Origin of the sequence: Bacillus sp. FJAT-29814, from assembly GCF_001510715.1 — a bacterium.
Taxonomy (GTDB): Bacteria; Bacillota; Bacilli; order Bacillales; family Cytobacillaceae; genus Neobacillus.
The window spans coordinates 118,695-135,603 of sequence record NZ_LMTJ01000012.1 but is presented as its reverse complement, the minus strand read 5'-3'; the positions used below and the strand labels follow the sequence as shown (position 1 = coordinate 135,603).

At 39.0% G+C, this 16,909-nt stretch carries 12 protein-coding genes and 1 tRNA gene; 5 read left to right on the top strand and 8 right to left on the bottom strand.

Annotated elements, in window-relative coordinates:
• Positions 1-82: 82 nt before the first annotated feature.
• Both mutS and AR334_RS25880 read right to left on the bottom strand, forming a co-directional pair.
• Positions 83-2,695 (bottom strand): DNA mismatch repair protein MutS, encoded by a 2,613-nt coding sequence (gene mutS, locus AR334_RS25885; RefSeq protein ID WP_172799303.1) that lies wholly within the window; start codon positions 2,693-2,695, stop codon positions 83-85.
• A gap of 166 nt (positions 2,696-2,861) precedes the next feature.
• A complete protein-coding gene (locus AR334_RS25880) occupies positions 2,862-4,670 on the bottom strand; it encodes a M6 family metalloprotease domain-containing protein (RefSeq protein ID WP_066320927.1) in 1,809 nt (602 codons plus the stop codon).
• A 370-nt stretch (positions 4,671-5,040) separates the two neighbouring features.
• Here AR334_RS25880 and AR334_RS25875 point away from each other — a divergent pair, with 370 nt between their 5' ends.
• The 3 genes from AR334_RS25875 (at position 5,041) to AR334_RS25865 (ending at position 7,551) form a co-directional block, all read left to right on the top strand.
• A complete protein-coding gene (locus AR334_RS25875; protein ID WP_066320925.1) occupies positions 5,041-5,769 on the top strand; it encodes a TIGR02206 family membrane protein in 729 nt (242 codons plus the stop codon).
• 64 nt (positions 5,770-5,833) lie between these two features.
• Positions 5,834-5,907 (top strand) — tRNA-Arg (locus AR334_RS25870).
• Between the two features lie 957 nt (positions 5,908-6,864).
• Positions 6,865-7,551: a hypothetical protein gene (locus AR334_RS25865; protein WP_066320914.1), complete on the top strand. Its 687-nt coding sequence runs from the start codon at positions 6,865-6,867 to the stop codon at positions 7,549-7,551.
• Positions 7,552-8,134: 583 nt separating this feature from the next.
• Here the strand turns inward: AR334_RS25865 and AR334_RS25860 are convergent.
• A complete protein-coding gene (locus AR334_RS25860) occupies positions 8,135-8,548 on the bottom strand; it encodes a DUF3908 family protein (protein ID WP_066320912.1) in 414 nt (137 codons plus the stop codon).
• A 99-nt stretch (positions 8,549-8,647) separates the two neighbouring features.
• Here AR334_RS25860 and AR334_RS25855 point away from each other — a divergent pair, with 99 nt between their 5' ends.
• Positions 8,648-8,866 carry a hypothetical protein gene (locus tag AR334_RS25855; RefSeq protein WP_066320910.1) on the top strand — a complete coding sequence of 73 codons (219 nt, stop codon included), beginning with the start codon at positions 8,648-8,650 and terminating at the stop codon, positions 8,864-8,866.
• 174 nt (positions 8,867-9,040) lie between these two features.
• Here AR334_RS25855 and AR334_RS30470 read toward each other — a convergent pair whose 3' ends face one another.
• On the bottom strand, positions 9,041-9,892 hold the full coding sequence (locus AR334_RS30470) for an HNH endonuclease (RefSeq protein ID WP_253701370.1): 852 nt from the start codon (positions 9,890-9,892) through the stop codon (positions 9,041-9,043).
• Between the two features lie 110 nt (positions 9,893-10,002).
• On the opposite strand from AR334_RS30470, the gene AR334_RS25845 reads away from it, so the two are divergent.
• On the top strand, positions 10,003-11,844 hold the full coding sequence (locus AR334_RS25845; RefSeq protein WP_066320907.1) for a DNA/RNA helicase domain-containing protein: 1,842 nt from the start codon (positions 10,003-10,005) through the stop codon (positions 11,842-11,844).
• A 222-nt stretch (positions 11,845-12,066) separates the two neighbouring features.
• Here AR334_RS25845 and AR334_RS25840 read toward each other — a convergent pair whose 3' ends face one another.
• Genes AR334_RS25840 through AR334_RS25825 form a run of 4 tightly spaced genes read right to left on the bottom strand, consistent with a single transcriptional unit; the run spans position 12,067 to position 16,802 of the window.
• Complete coding sequence (locus AR334_RS25840; protein WP_066320906.1) at positions 12,067-13,059, bottom strand: LacI family DNA-binding transcriptional regulator; 993 nt, start codon at positions 13,057-13,059, stop codon at positions 12,067-12,069.
• A 3-nt stretch (positions 13,060-13,062) separates the two neighbouring features.
• Complete coding sequence (locus AR334_RS25835; protein WP_066321037.1) at positions 13,063-14,118, bottom strand: aldose epimerase family protein; 1,056 nt, start codon at positions 14,116-14,118, stop codon at positions 13,063-13,065.
• Between the two features lie 16 nt (positions 14,119-14,134).
• Positions 14,135-15,622: a UDP-glucose--hexose-1-phosphate uridylyltransferase gene (gene galT, locus AR334_RS25830; RefSeq protein ID WP_066320900.1), complete on the bottom strand. Its 1,488-nt coding sequence runs from the start codon at positions 15,620-15,622 to the stop codon at positions 14,135-14,137.
• Positions 15,615-16,802 carry a galactokinase gene (locus tag AR334_RS25825; protein ID WP_066320895.1) on the bottom strand — a complete coding sequence of 396 codons (1,188 nt, stop codon included), beginning with the start codon at positions 16,800-16,802 and terminating at the stop codon, positions 15,615-15,617. Before AR334_RS25825 ends, galT begins: the two co-directional genes overlap by 8 nt.
• Between the last annotated feature and the right edge of the window lie 107 nt (positions 16,803-16,909).

Below are 16,909 nucleotides of genomic sequence, written 5' to 3'. Positions count from 1 at the left end.
CTTCTCCCGCCGCTATTTTATTTGATAGGGCATCGTCCAACTGGATAATCTTGCCCATGCCAATCGCCTCCTTTTTAAAAAATTACTTCAACTTTTTCTGTAGCTCATAGAGCAAATTAATCGCCTGCAGCGGCGTTATATCCAATAAATCCAGGTCACGCATTTTTTCCAGAACCTTCTTTTCTTTCGATGAAAGCTCAGGCTTTTTCGTTTCCGTCGGTTCATCAAAGAAGGAAAGCTGGGCAGGCTGTTCACGGACAGGCTCCTCTTTTTTCACAACAACGGTTTGAGGATCTGATTCTTCCCTTTTGACAGCGACGGTTTGTGTATCAGATTGTTCAAATTCCAGTAAAATCTCTTTAGCACGCGAGATTAATTCAGCCGGCAGTTCCGCCAGCTGGGCCACATGGATTCCGTAACTTTTGTCGGCCGGGCCTTCCTTTATTTTATGAAGAAAAACAACCTTGCCGTTATGTTCAATCGCACTGACATGGATGTTTTTTAATTTCGACAGTTCCTCATCCAGCACTGTTAGTTCGTGATAGTGGGTTGAAAATAGTGTTTTCGCCCCGATCCGGTTGTGGATGTATTCAATGATCGCCTGGGCCAGGGCCATTCCGTCATAAGTGGACGTACCGCGGCCGATTTCATCAAATAGAATCAAGCTGTTTTGCGTCGCATTGGCAATGGCGTTCTTGGCTTCAAGCATCTCGACCATAAAGGTACTCTGACCTGATATCAAATCATCCGCAGCCCCGATTCTAGTGAACACCTGGTCAAAAATTGGCAGCACCGCTTCCGATGCCGGGACATAGCAGCCGATTTGCGCCAAAATGGCGGTCAAGGCAATTTGCCGCATGTACGTACTTTTACCGGACATATTCGGTCCTGTGATGAGCAGCACCTCGCGGTCGGTATCCATGATGCAATCATTTGGAACGTACTCCTGGGCATTCAACACCTTTTCAACGACCGGATGGCGTCCGTCCTTCACGATAACACGGCGTTCCTCAGAAAATTGCGGTCTCACATAGCGGCGCTCTTCGCTTACCTTGGCGAAGCATTGTAGAACATCAAGCTCGCTGACAGTTTTCGCTAACGCCTGCAAGCGCGGGATATATTCTTTAATGGTCTCGCGAATTTCCGTGAATAATTCATATTCGAGCTCGCCAATTTTCTCTTCCGCTTGTAAAATTAACGCTTCTTTTTCCTTTAGTTCAGGCGTAATAAAGCGTTCCGCATTCGTTAATGTCTGCTTGCGCTCATATTGCCCTTCTTTCAATAAATGTAGGTTTGCTCTGGTGACTTCAATATAGTAACCAAACACGCGGTTGTAGCCGATCTTCAGCGATTTAATCCCGGTTTTTTCCCGCTCCGCCCGTTCAAGCTGGGCAATCCATGTCTTGCCGTTCCGGCTGGCATCCCGATATTGATCCAATTGGGCATTGTAGCCGTCGCGGATGATATTCCCTTCCTTTAACGACAGTGGCGGATTTTCAACAATTGCCTGCTCCAATAAATCAGTGACATCTTCACATGGATCCATTTTTTCAGCCATGTCAGTCATATCCATCGAAAGTAGAATTTCTTTTAAAAATGGTACCTGCATGAGTGAACGGTTTAGCTGCACCAAATCACGGGCGTTCACATTTCCAAAAGCTACCCTACCGGCCAAGCGTTCCAAGTCATAAACTTCTTTCAGTTTTTCCCTTAGGTCCTGCCTCTCAAAATAATGGTTCATTAAAATTCCAACGAGATGATGGCGGTTTTCGATTTCGTCACGATTGATCAGTGGCCGATCAATCCAATGCTTTAACATCCTGCCGCCCATCGCCGTCATCGTTTCATCCAAAAGCCAAAGCAAAGAACCTTTCTTCCCTTTTGAGCGGATGGTTTCAGTCAATTCAAGATTGCGCTTTGAATAATAATCAATTTTCATAAATTGGTGGATTTGATAGGTAGTTACCGGCTGAAGGTGATCAAGACTTCTCTTTTGCGAACGGTATAAATAATGGAATAACCGTGCTACAGTTATCTTTAACTTATCTTGATTCAAATCTTCTAGCAGCTGGGAAAAATTGATTTCTACTGAACTATTATCCTCAAACGAAATCGCGAGCACGTCACGTTCGCGCATTTTCTTCTGCAGTTCACCATCGAAATCACTGGCAATAACCACTTCTTTGGCACCGAGAACGGCCAGCTCATTTAATACTTCATCAAAATTCGTCAGCAAGGTTACTTTGCTTTCACCAGTTGAAATATCGTTATAAGCCAAACCAAAGGACTTATCATCAAAGGCTGTAACCGAGGCGATATAGTTGTTTTCTTTATCGGTTAACCCTTTGCCATCCATCACTGTTCCAGGGGTGATCAATTGAATGACTTCCCGGCGGACAACCCCTTTTGCCTGTTTCGGATCCTCGGTTTGTTCGCAAATAGCGACCTTGTAGCCTTTTGCAATTAATTGTTCAATATAGTTCGCCGCTGAATGGTAAGGAACACCGCACATCGGAATCCGTTCCTCGGTTCCACCCTCACGACCTGTTAAGGTAATTTCCAATTCCTGAGATGCTTTAATAGCATCCTCGAAAAACATTTCGTAAAAATCCCCTAAGCGAAAAAATAAAAAGGCATCTTGATAGTCTGCCTTGACTGCTAAATATTGCTGTATCATCGGCGTATAACCAGCCATAATTTCCTCCAACATTCTTGTTTGTTTCGAGTATCTTCGACAATCAATTATATCACAAATTCAGGTTATTTTTTTAGGAAGAAAAATCTTTCCACTAGTTTGAGGTTCCAAAAAATAAAAGTGCAACGGAGATAACTCCGCTGCACCTTTACAAACTAGCTGCTTATTATTTTGTAAATTTTACATTTAATGTGATGAATCCATCTACCTTTTCAACGATATGATCAAATTGAATGCCAGTCTCCGTACTCTTTTTCGACCACTGGTATAATGATGTCGTGTTTGGTGCCACATTCCCTTTGGCACTAATAGATGTGACATTATTTTTACCTGGGAATACGTCTCCGGCATCACCGTCGTTCAGGTACCGCTCCATGTCATATTGTCCGTCTGCCTGCATGACACTAACTGCGTAATGCCGTTCCCCATTGTCAGGATTGATTGGAACTTGCGCCTGCCCTAGATGATTAAAATCCCAGTTCTGCGCTTCATTTGGCCGCCAGAAGCTGCGAGATAGGATATCCTCGACTACATGGTAAACCACTAATCCATGAAGCGCGTTTCCATCCATATTAGATTCCAACCCGGCGTCAAAGCCCTTCTGTTGACGGTTTTCCAACAAGAAATATTCTCGGCCGTTTGAGCCTGGCACAATCACTTTATAAATATCAGGGTACTGTTCAACCGGACGAAGCGTTAAAGAAGTACTCTTCGTTACATCCTTCGGTGCAGCAAATCCTAAATAGGTTTTTGACCATGCATCAGGGTGTACCGGTGAATTCCCGGAATAGTTACGGTTCTGCATATCACGACCATAGGAACCACCCGCCATTAAGCTGTACATGCCCACACCTTCCGAATCATATCCATAGTCATATAAATCAGGAAGACCAAGGACATGGGCAAACTCATGGGCGAATACACCAACACTTGGCGGTGATGGCGGCCTGCCGGTATAATCTTCTGGAACTAGTTCAGGATAGGCAACCTTTAAATAACCTGTAAGATCCTGTCCGACTTCAGGGACAATATTGTAGGTATCGACGGCGACACCGTCAACTACTGTGTGCTCCAATGTGGCTTCATCAGGTGGTGTGCCTGTTTTATAGTAATCTCCATAATAGCTCGCACTGGTAATATCCCATTTATGGGACCAGATAAGGCTTGGGTCCGTGCTGAATTCTGCACCTGTTCCACGGTGGATAATGAGAATATTTGGCACGATTTTGTCAATCTTGTTCCCATCTTTTTCAAATGAAGTGGCATCACCATGTAGCCAGAAATCGCCTGGCTTGGCTGGAACAGCATATTCTGAGAAATCAACATCCTTTGAGGCAAGTTCAATTGCATCTTTTACAAGTTCACCGATATGGGCATCGCCATTGTCGTTATAGTAACCCTTATCTTGCCCTAAATAGTGGTCATATGATTTTGGCAGAGTATACCACCCGACCACATCGATATCCATATTGAACTTGCCGTAGCTGACTTCGTTAAAATAATTTTTCATCGTTCTGTTTGTTGAGGCTGGTTTTCCGTTAAAGGTTGCAAGATTCTTAAACATATCCATTTCATAAGGATTATAGGTGTCTTTATTCATAAGGTCATCGAAATAATGGTGTGGTATTTGTGGATAGTTTACTCCCGGAACTTCACTAACCTTTCCTTCAGGTACCGGAAAATCCACAACAATGGCAATTCCTTTTTTCATTAACTCTTCTGGTTTTTTCGGTTGAAGCTTTTCGGATTGCTGCGGCTTTATGTAGGACTTACCATTCGAGGTCTTCAATTCCTTTCCTTTAATGGCACCGCCTTTTGCTTTCACTTCCCTGGTTAAATCAGGGTCTACCTTGTGATAGTCTGGAAGATGGGGGGAAAATGTGCTCTTCGGTTGTGGATTGGTTTTTGCAAGTGCTGGTACAACTGAGACTAAAACCAATGCCAAAATAAGCCCCATGGAAAATATTTTTTTCATTACCTTACCCCTTCCTAATTAATATTTTTTGATAGTAATATTTTACTATCTAGTCTCATTTTAAAGGTAGTTATCGGAATATTTTGTCAATAACTCTTGTAAAAATACCACTATTTATGCAAGATGATGTAGATAAAAGACCCTTTTTGCACACCAATTTTGCCAAACAAAAATAAGTATCAAATTGGCACGATTTTTTTGATTTTCCATCCTATTATTCCGCTTTCTCCCATTTCGATTTTTCTTGCAGCAAGTTTAATTTTGTCTTATTTTGTAAGAGTTTGCCTAACGATTAGTCCTTTTTCTATAAAAACAAAAGCATCATAATAGAAGTGATAATATTCTTTTCAGTCATAAGAGGTGAGACAAGGTGGCGTGGTTTGGCGGCAACTATAAAGAATTTGATTTTGAAATGTTTTCGGTCAGCCATTTTGTGATTATTGCCCTTCTCTTCATTATTTCGGCAGGGATATTTTTGAATAAGGAAAAATTAAAACGGGGTAACTGGAGAAAGGTTGAAATCGGAACTGCCCTCAGCTTGATCATCTTCGAAGCATTGTATCATATTTGGATGATGGTAAACGGCAATTGGAAGGTAAGTCATGCCATCCCCCTGGAATTATGCAGCATCAGCCTGTTCCTGACTGTTTTCTTGTTGCTTACAAAGAAAAAAATCATTTACGAAATATTGTTATTCACTGCGTTATTGGGAGCATCTCAAGCAATTTTTACTCCCTTATTAAACTTTGAATTTCCCCATTTCCGGTTTTTTCATTTCTTTTACACGCATTTGATGATGATCTGGACAGTCTTGTATTTTACTTGGGTGAAGGGGTACCACCCGACGATTTGGTCGGTGGTAAAACTGTTTGTTTTCTTAAATATCATGATGCCATTCATCATGTTAATCAACAAACTGGTGGATGGAAATTATATGTTTTTAAACCATAAACCAAAATCGCCGAGCTTATTAGATGTATTGGGGCCTTACCCTTATTACATTGTCTCAATGGAAGGGCTGGTTGTTTCACTAAGCTTTCTTGTTTGGTTAATTTTTCGGGAAAAAGATGAGATTAAACGAGGCATTACGGTTCAGTAACAGGAAGTTATTATTGACCTTTTTTGAATATCTGAGTATAATAATATACGTTCCAAATAAACGTGTCCTAGTAGCTCAGTAGGATAGAGCAACAGTTTCCTAAACTGTAGGTCGGAGGTTCGAATCCTCTCTGGGACGTAACCAAAACCCTTGTAAAATCAAGGGTTTATTTTATTTTTTCGATTCATATATCTACTCCATTTCAACAATTCGGGGCGGATTGGGGCAGGATTTTTATACTGCACTACAAATCTGCTTCAGGACCTCCATAATAAGTGAGGAAACTTGGATTAAAATGTACCCAAGAAAAAAGATGAATCTCCAAGCGCTTAGAGATTAAAAAAGCTCTGTCAGCTGGCAGAACTATTTTTATGTTGATCAATGATTTGAATTGTTCTTGGTTTCTTTTGCTGCCAATCAATTTGTCCCCTTTCCTGAAGTTTGTTTAAATACTTTAGGACCGTACTTGTGGAAGTAACACTTGCCTTCTTTGAATCTCGCGGATCATAGGTGAATAGTTATACTTTTTCCAGTACGTCTTGATGATGTTTAGTATCTCTTCCTCGCGTTTGCGAGTTCTTTCCGCTACTGGTATTCCAAGTTCTCCATAATATATAAAACATTTGCCCCTTTCCTATATTTCGACCGGATTGGTCCAATCGACAAAATGTTTACAAGCTTAAAAACACGCTGTTTATGACTTAAAGTACAATAAGCACTGAATGTACCAGTGGAAATCTGGAGGACTTTTATTCTTCTCTAAGAAATTTCACCCTTTTCCGACAGGTAAATCATTTCAAGCAATTCCCCAGTGGCTTGAGCCCTTTTAGCAATAAATTTATTGATTAACAACCCCGAAACTGAATGTTTGTTCCCACCTTGTCAGAACATGCGTTCTATGTAAAGTTATCTAAAGGTTTTACAAAAAATGCTTAATATGCCTATATGTTTTGTCATTATATTTCAGCTAAAAATTGCTAAGTCCCAACTCATTAGGAGATGGGGTTATTTTTTTTGAATCTATTTGATAATTCCAAATTATAGTATAAGAATGGTATGATTATACTAGTTTGGTAAATTAAGGGGGTTTCATCCGTGAGGAAGATTTTTGTAATTGTAGGATTTTTACTCGTAGCTTTCGTCAGTGGATCAATCGGAAAAGTAACTAATGTTGATGCTGTAAGTAAAGTTCAATTAGAGGAAATGGTACAAAAACAACAAATAACAATTGATATTTTAACTGCACAACTAACCGAAGTAAATAAACAACTATCTGATACAACAAAAAGACTTGAAGCATTAGAAAGTAAAGATAGTAGTACAGATGGATTTGAGGCAAGATTAACAAAAGTAGAAAATATCATCGGTGAATGGGATACAGAATTGTCAGTAATCCAATATCTCAATGACCTCGATCTCAGATTTAATAAGAGAATATTAGCATTAGAAAAACTTAGCGGGATAGATGATGAATCCATACAAAGAATATTAAACAGTATTCCCCAAGCAATTTCGTCTTCAATCAAGCGGACGATTGAAGATGACATACGATTTTGTTATTCTTGTACCTTCCCAATACAAAAAGAAAAAATAATGATTTACAATATAGGTTCATTTAATTTTAACATTTTAGACTATATTACTGTCGAAGAAATAAAGGAAATTGCATTGGCTACTTATAATCAGCAAAAATCTGATAAAATAAATTATCAATACCTTTCTATACAATTAAACGTACCATTAAACCAGACTCCTGTAACAATTGATATTCCATTACAATAAAAATTTGTATTATTAAAAGCCCAACTCGATTGAGTTGGGTTTATTTTTTGAAAATCTCAAAACAAATCCTAAAAATCTATTGTGAAATACAATGTATGACAGCTATTATTTCTTATATAAGCATATAGTACAAGTCTTATAAGGAGAGATAAAGTATCTATGTCAAGTAAAATAAAGGTTTTTAACAATAGTAATTGGGAGTAAAACATTTGCAATACTATCCCAAGCAATTTGAACAACATTCTTTACTACTCCAAATACTGTTTCAAAAATGGATTGAATTTGGGGCATTATACTTTGAACATATTGAAATACACTAGTCAATATCGGTAATAGATTTTCTTTAAAGAATCCCCATGCTTATGAAACCACTAAGACAATGTGTTAAAGACAGATTCCACTGTACTTTTTATGGTTGGCATATTTCCGGCAATTCAATTGTATAAACTTAAAAATATCGGTAAAAGAATTACTATGATGAAATTCCAAACTGTAGTTACCACTGGTACAATAGCATTAAAAACAGTTTCAAATACTGATTAAAAAATACACCCGAATTATCGAGTGCCTTAACAATAAGGAACTAAAATAATCTATACAGATCCTTTATAACTGCATTATAATCAGGTTTCCAATCTTCATTGGAATCTTCAACACTTTTAAAAAGCAATTCATTACCATTGTCAAATGAAATCTTTAACTCATGTTCACTATATTCATACTGAGGAAGAATCAACATTTTATTTACAACCTTACAATAAAATTGTTTAATTTGGATTTTTGAATTCTCATCCATTGTTACTTCAAGATAACCATTTTTTAAGAAAAATAACAATTCAGTTTGTTTATCATTAAAAATATTTCTAGGATAAAAAAACTTAAACTCATCTTCCTTATAATAATTCTTAAGATGATTAATAACTGATGAATAGAGCCGGAAATTATTAAACTCCCTATTCTGTACATATTTTATAAATTCATCTAACGCTAATCCCATTATTATCACCTCCCTAGTACAAGCATACTACAAACACTTGTTCTATGGAAGAATTATGTAATTAAATGTTATTATTTAATAGAAAGAGAGGTGAATATTATGTCATATGTTACTCAAGATGGAAATTATTTAAAATCCAACCAAGACTTTGAAGCACATTTAACTCTTGAAATTCCTATTGATGTTGAAGAACTTGAATCAGACGGTGTACTTACAACTGGTTTGATACAAGAGTTTAATAATCAATATGTGAAAGTAAATGATCACTATTTTAATCGTGAAACTCAAATATTTGTATCTAGACCTTTCTATAAATAACCAACCAGACACTTCTCAAAAGAGGGAGTATCTGATTTTTTCCACACAACGAAAAAGCCCCTAACAATTTAATGTGAAGGGACTTAATCAATAGTTATTTGGTAAAACAAAGTAATTAATTAAACATCGTTATTAGGTAAAACTTAGTAATTGAGGAAACTTTTTATCAATTCACTATTTAACTCTTATATGATCGTAATGATATTTAATATATTTTTTCATTTCTACAGTCATTTCAATTCGAAAAGGCCTTTGGATATTCATGAAAATTTTTGTAGTATCATCAAGCTGGCTACTTAAAACTAGTTGGCCGTCTTCATCAAATGAAATATAACCTTTATCAAATAATGCATCGTGATTTGGGCATAAAAGTAATCCATTGTTTACATCTAACCGCTCGGCATTATTAGATTTACTCCATGGTTTAATATGACTGCCGATTAAAAAGTTTCTATCTGCAACTCCACAAATCGCACATTTACATTCTCTTTTAAGTAATTTTTCTTTAAATGTCGATTGGCCAATTCTTGATTTAATGACCTGTTCTTTTTCCGTATTAGAAATGGAATTCTGCTGTCCTAATTCATTCTCTAGGTGATCAATTTCATTAATCCAACCATTATCCGCGATTTTAGTTAATGGAAATACCCACACGTTTCTCATATTTCCTTTAATATCTGTTTGTCTATCAATATACGGTTCACCTGCTAATTCTACTTCACCACGATAGGTATATTGTCGTTTCTTCAAAACTTCAAAGAAATGAACGGCAACACCATTTGTTTTCGACTCCGCCAACGTTTTATTTTGCGATGTTAATTCTTGATCTCCTACTTGCCCCATACCAGTATAATGATAAATACCGTTTGTCTGTTTGTCTTGGTATATATTTGTACGATCTGAAATTAAGACGAGCGTATTTGTTGTATGTGATCTCCTCATCCCACCCTGTGGAGCACATTTGAAAATTTCACACAAATGCTGATTGTCGATTACACTATTAAGTTTTAAATCCTCTATTTTCATCAAAAATACCTCGCAACATCTTTAAAATATTTATCCAATATAAAGTATAATATTAACAGTTAGGTATTTCATCCTATAAAATTATTTTCAGACTAAAAGAGGTGTTAGAATTGAATTATGGCTGGGCTGGATCGATCCAACAGTTTTTACAATTAAATTTAAACCGATTCATCGATCCTCTTCGATTACATGTTTTTGGCGAAAGCACGGCAGAAACTTTTGAAGAAAAGCAAAAAAGAGACTCCCAACTTAAAGCCTGGAAAGATAGTTTCCACAAGCTTCAAAAGATTTTCCAACAATATAACACTCTTGATGGCTCTTTGATATTTGAATATGACATTCTACGGGGTTCAGGTCGTCGCCCAGATGTTATTTTAATTTTGAATGGACACGTTATCGTTATCGAATGTAAAAGCTATAACGATATTTCTCCGTCTGAGTACATTCAAACGTCACTATATGTACGTGATTTGCAACATTATCATTCGGAAATTCACAGTACAAATATAAAAGTAATGGGCACACTTCTTCTAACTAATTATGACAATGAACACCTATACGCTATTCCAAATTATCAAATATACGGTTCTACGGTTAATAGTTTTCATAAAATTATTGAAGTAATTATGAAAAAGCCTTCTAAAACTTTTAGCTTGCCCCAATTATTAAATGGCGTGTACGAACCCTCACCTTCTATGCTTGAAGCAGCTCGCTCAATATTTAATAACGAACCATTACCAAACATTAGAGCAGTCGCGAGTAGTAACTTTAAACAAGTTCAACAAACTGTTCGTGAAATTATACAAGAAGCTCAAGTAACCAATACCCATCATTTAATTTTAGTATCTGGTGAACCTGGTGCCGGTAAAACATACTTGGGCTTACATATTGCCCACAATACGAAAAATGCCGTTTATTTATCAGGTAATGGACCATTAGTCGATGTGTTGCAAGATACATTAAATAATAGAACCTTCGTACAAGGGCTGTACGGTTATAAGATGGATTACCTAGAAAAAGAAATAGTTCCACATGAGCAGATTATTATTTTTGATGAAGCACAAAGGGCGTGGGATGCTGGTAAAGTGGATCAATCTTTAAGAAGAAAAAACAAGCATCCGAAGAATTTAAGTGAACCAGATATCATTATGCACATTGCAACCTCAAACAAACCATGGAGTGTAACTATCGGGTTAATTGGTGAAGGACAAGAGATTTACTCAGGTGAAGAAGGTGGACTAAAACTTTGGAATACGGCTATCGCTAGTAAAAATATTATTGTTCATGCAAAACATCATAGCTCTTTATTTACGAACGCTTCCAAGTATGAAACACACACTCATTTACACTTGGATTGCTCATTCCGTGCCCATGCAGCTCTAAATTATTACGCAATCGTTAATTCTTTATTAGATGAAAAATTTGACTTAACAAAGGACCTCGTTCAAAACCTCGCAAAAGATCGTTATTCACTTTTTGTTACGAGGGATTTAGATCGAGCAAAATCCGTTGCTAAGGGACTTTATAAAAATGATGTTAAAACGACCGGGGTTATTTGTGCGAGCGGTGCAGATTATCAAAAAGAAGTACCAGTTCTTCCAAGAGACGAACGTTACGAGAAACCATCGAAAGTAGCACAATATTTTAACCATCACAATTCAATCTATTATTGTAAGCAATTAAGCTACTCAGCAACTGAGTTTCACACACAAGGGTTAGAATTAGATATGGCCATTGTTCATTGGGATGATGATCTTTATTTAAGAAACGGGAAATGGTACGGGCAACATTTCCAGCGCGGTGTCGAAAATGAATTTCAAATTAAATTAAATTCGTACCGTGTTATTTTAACAAGAGGTCGAGATGGAACGATCATTTACATTCCTCCAAAACCAAGCTTAGATGAAACTTGGCATATGTTAGCTGAATCTATAGGTATTCCAATACTCTAAACTGCATTTATATTTCTTCTTTTTACCATTAAAGTGGTATAAATAGCTTATTGAAAATTGCCTAGATCTACATAGCCCCAGGTAAACATTGGTAACCATAGGGGCGGGGTCGAATCCCGGACGTCAAGAACCCCTTGCCACAGCAAGGGGTTCTTCATTATCCTCACGGATAGAAAAAAGGCAACATCATCCACCAAAAGTGGAGTATGTCGCCTTTTATGATTAAAAAGAGCTGTCTCGAATAATGAGTTCGGTTGCAATCGATGTTTTTTTGGCTGTTTTGCGGCCTTCTATTCTTTCCAAAAGGGTATCCACACCAGTTTCTCCCATAATTTCTGTGAATACCTTTACCGTGCTTAAGGGCGGGAAAACATATTTTGCTACGCTTATATCATTTACCCCAATGATATTAATCTGCTCCGGAACTGAGATCCCTTCTTCATGCAATGCCCTCAGAGCCCCGATGGCAAGTGAATCATTCCCGGCCAAAATCGCCGTAGGCAGGCTGTCACCATGATCCTGGACTACTTCTTTCATAAGGGCATAGCCGCTTTCCACCGAGAATGCACCTGTATACATGAAAGCTTCATTTAACAGGTCCTGCTCTTTTAGAAAACGTTTGAATGCCCGTTCCCTTGGGTCTTCAATGGCAGAAGTTTGGTCTTTAAATACCTCTCTTCCCCCAATATAGCCTATTTGCGTGTGTCCTTTTTTCAAAAAATATTCGAGAACCTTTACGGCTGCCCTTTCAAAATCTGCCACAATACAATCAAATGTATCTTCATCAGGAGAGAAATCAACAAAAACAATATTCTCCGAAACGGAAGTTAGCTCGCTAACTTGATTGGCACTGAATTTCCCTATGGCAATCAGCCCTTGAATATCATCCTGCTTCATTTCTTCGATGCTATTTTGATAGTACTTGACCACCTGTATTCCATGGTGGCGGCAGCGGTTTTCGACACCAAGCCGAATCGACATGTAATATAAGTCTTCAAGCTCCTCTTTCTCGGTATGCCATTGAAAAAGGGCAATCTTCCCGATTTCCGGTTTACGGACACCGGCTTTTTTCTTATAGTCCAGCTCCTCTGCCACTTCAAAAATTCGCTTTTTCGTTTCATCGCTCACTGATAGAGTTGCATCATAATTTAGCACTCTTGAAACAGTCGCAATCGATACGCCTGCTTTTTTTGCAATATCCTTAATTGTCGCCATAAATCAAACCCCTAATGTGTTGGAAAACCGATACTTCGTCGTTGAATAGTATACCTCCTCCGGATTTAAAATGACAGTCGGAAAATCCGGATGGTGGATCGCATCTGGTAGCCCTTGCGTTTCCAGACACACACCCAAATAATTCTTAGCCGGAACACCTGATATCGAAAACGGGCCTTCGAGCTTGTTTCCTGTATAAAGAACCACACACGGCTGGTCTGTTGTCACCATAAGTGCTCTGCCGCTTTCCTTTTCACTTAACAGGATTGAATTTTCTCCCTCCTGTGTAAAAAGAAGAGGGTGGTCATAACCATCTCCAACAAGAACGTTTTGTGGATGGTCAGATTTCATTCCTGACTGCAACAAACGACCTTGATTAAAATCAAATGGGGTATTGTCTGCCGAAATAATTCTTCCGGTCGGCAACAGATCTTGCCCAAGTTCTAAAAACCGGTCGCTTTCGAGTCGAAGATTATGTTCCGAGCAATCGCGCTTACCATCACCGCTCAAATTAAAATACGAATGATTGGTTAAGTTTACTAAGGTTTTTTGGTCTGTCACTGCTTCATAAGTAATACTAAGCTCATTATTATTGGATAAAAGATAAGTAACTGTAGTATCCAGGTTTCCAGGATAGCCCTCTTCTCCGTCATGACTTCGGTAAGAAAACCTTAAACCAACACCATCTTCCTGTTCGATCGTCTCCGTTTCCCAAATAACAGAGTTAAACCCCTGGTTCCCGCCATGCAAATGGTTCGGAGACTCATTGGCGGTCAGCCGATATTCTTCGCCATCCAATTCGAACTTTGCACCTTTTATTCTCCCTGCCACACGGCCAACCACTGCACCAAAGTATGGAGAAAATTCCAAGTAATCTTCAAATTTATCAAAACCGAGAACCACATTTTCCAAAATGCCATTTCGGTCAGGCACGATTATTTTTGTAATCACACAGCCGTAATTCAAACAGAATACAGTCATGCCTGAATCATTGGTTAATGTATATTCCATTACCTTTTTACCATTGTAATTGCCAAATACTCGATCTACGATTTTCATTGGTCTACCACCCAGTTCATGATATTGTTTCAATAAATCGATGAAACCCATCGGCCCCCGCAGGATTCCGTTTAAACACACCAGCATCCTCTAACACTCTCAAAAACTTCTTGCCAACTTCCCCTCTTACTAAAGCAGTTACATTAGATTCATTTGCAGTACTGCTTAAACGCGCCTTTAACTGCTCTGCCCACTCCGAATGGTAATCTGCAACCAAATTCGGTTTTCCAAGGATATATTTTTCAACCTCGGCCAGCTCTTCCTTTAATCGGGCCGGCAATACCGCAAGCCCCATAACTTCAATCAGTCCGATGTTTTCTTTCTTAATATGATGTACATCCGCATGCGGGTGGAATATTCCCAACGGATGCTCCGCACTCGTCCGGTTGTTACGAAGAACTAAATCCAGTTCAAACAGGTTCCCCTTTTTGCGGGCAATCGGTGTGATTGTATTGTGAGGGGTCTCCCCCGTCCAGGCGATGATATCGAGCGATTCATCACTGTAATTTTTCCAGTTGGTTAAAATATGCGCGCCTGCCTCGACAAGCGAAGCAACTTGTTCCGAGCGTAGACGAATGACCGACATTGGCCATTTAATCACAGAGCATTTCACATCGGTAAAACCCGTCATTTCAAAGGTCCAATCATCCTCGGCTTTAGCCATGGCAAATTCATAGCTGCCGCCTTGGTAATGTTCATGGGATAAAATCGACCCGCCGACAATCGGAATATCTGCGTTTGAGCCAAGAAAATAGTGTGGAAACTGTTCAACAAAGGATAACAAGCGTAAAAAGGTTGTCGGGCTGATTTTCATCTCGGTATGGTTTTCTGACAGCACGATACAGTGTTCGTTGTAATACATATATGGTGAATACTGTAAATACCAAGGCTCATTTTCCAAATATAATCGAATCATCCGGTGGTTTGAACGGGCAGGATGGCTTGTCCTCCCTGCATACCCTTCATTCTCGATACACAGCAGGCACTTGGGATAGGCGGTTTGCACGATTTCCCGCTCACGGGCAATACTTTTTGGGTCTTTTTCAGGCTTCGATAAATTAATCGTAATGTCCAGCTCGCCGTACTCCGTTGCAGCTTTATACTCAATATTTTTCCGAATCCGGTTCATTTGGATGTAATTGCTATTTTTGCTTAACTGATAAAAATACTGGGTCGCGGCTTCCGGATTCTGTTTATAGTTTTCATAAAATTGCCGATTCACTTCGGAAGGCTTGGATATAAAACAATTCATGATCGTACTCGAAAATATTTCCTTTTCATCAAAAATATCTTCAATAATACCTTGATCGCACGCATAGTCGATAATTTGCTCAAGTAAATCAGGAATCGTTAAATCAGCATTACCGGGCTGATCCGATTCTTTAAAATCTGTTAACCGCAACAGTGCCAGCACTTGATTCCTCGCATAGATCTCATCTTCCTGCTGTATCAAATTCAGCGACAATGCCCGATTAACCAATTGCTTTACCAGCCAATTAATCATTAGAGCCGCCCCACATTTCGATTTCTTTCGCGCCGTCTCCTATATTTGCCACATAGAAATCAGCTTCGTAGCTGATTTTTTCGAGATAGGATGCTCCTACATTCGCAATAAACTGCTCAACTGCTTCATTTTCGACGATTGCGATGGCACAGCCGCCAAAACCTGCACCGGTCATCCTTGCGCCAACAACCCCGGGCTGTTGCCAAGCTGCTTCCACCAAGCTGTCCAGTTCTACCCCGGTTACTTCATAATCGTCCCTCAGCGAGATATGCGATTGGTTCATCAGTTGGCCAAATGCCTCGAGGTTACCGGCCTTCAGCTCCTTGAGAGCCTTTAATGTCCTGATATTTTCATAGACTGCATGCTTAGCCCGCTTGCGGACAATTTCATTTGTAATAAGGTATTTGTTTTCTTCAAACTCGTCTTCGGACAGCTGCCCCAATGCCTCGATTGGCAATTTCTGCTGAAGCTCGGCCAGCGCCCTTTCACACTCGCTTCTGCGCTCATTGTACTTGGAATCCGCCAGTTCCCGACGTTTGTTACTATTCATAATGATGATTTTGTGGCTATCCAGCTGAATCGGTGCGTATTCATACTTAAGAGTTTGACAATCTAATAGAATTCCTGCATTCCCCTTACCCATTCCAATCGCAAACTGATCCATAATCCCGCTGTTGACACCGATGAATTCATTTTCGACCCGCTTGCCGATTTTGATTAAATCGAGTCTCGGGATGTCCAATCCAAATAAACCGTTTACAAGTACACCAGTTAACAGTTCAATCGATGCTGAAGATGACAGACCCGCGCCATTTGGAATGTCTCCTTGAATGACACACTCAAAACCGGTTGGAACAGCAAATCCGGCCTCAATGATATAGCGAATCATGCCCTTTGGGTAATTGGCCCAGTTGTGCGCTTTATCATATTGTAGATTATCCAAGTTAAATTCCACGATACCTTTTTCAGGAAAATTACAGGAGTACAGCCGCACCAATCGATCCTCACGGCTTTTCGCGACGGCATACGTACCGTAGGTAATGGCACACGGAAAAACATGCCCGCCATTATAATCCGTATGTTCACCAATTAAGTTGATTCTCCCAGGGGCGAAGAATGCTTGTACTGGCACCGAATGAAATATCTCTTTGAAAGTTGTGTTCAGCGCTGTGATGTTCATTTTTTAGTCCCTCCGAAAACGTCAAATTTACTATCTTATCGGTATTTTACTCCCAGCAGTAAAAACTAGCAATTATTTTTACTAAAATTTTTACTAAAATATAAAAC

Excerpts from the sequence above, each read along its gene's own strand:
- galT (WP_066320900.1), bottom strand. The coding sequence starts at position 15,622 with ATGATTAATTGGCTGGTAAAGCAATTGGTTAATCGGGCATTGTCGCTG.
- AR334_RS25840 (WP_066320906.1), bottom strand. The coding sequence starts at position 13,059 with ATGGCGACAATTAAGGATATTGCAAAAAAAGCAGGCGTATCGATTGCG.
- AR334_RS30470 (WP_253701370.1), bottom strand. The coding sequence starts at position 9,892 with ATGAAAATAGAGGATTTAAAACTTAATAGTGTAATCGACAATCAGCAT.
- mutS (WP_172799303.1), bottom strand. The coding sequence starts at position 2,695 with ATGGCTGGTTATACGCCGATGATACAGCAATATTTAGCAGTCAAGGCA.
- AR334_RS25855 (WP_066320910.1), top strand. The coding sequence starts at position 8,648 with ATGTCATATGTTACTCAAGATGGAAATTATTTAAAATCCAACCAAGAC.
- AR334_RS25860 (WP_066320912.1), bottom strand. The coding sequence starts at position 8,548 with ATGGGATTAGCGTTAGATGAATTTATAAAATATGTACAGAATAGGGAG.
- AR334_RS25825 (WP_066320895.1), bottom strand. The coding sequence starts at position 16,802 with ATGAACATCACAGCGCTGAACACAACTTTCAAAGAGATATTTCATTCG.
- AR334_RS25835 (WP_066321037.1), bottom strand. The coding sequence starts at position 14,118 with ATGAAAATCGTAGATCGAGTATTTGGCAATTACAATGGTAAAAAGGTA.
- AR334_RS25880 (WP_066320927.1), bottom strand. The coding sequence starts at position 4,670 with ATGAAAAAAATATTTTCCATGGGGCTTATTTTGGCATTGGTTTTAGTC.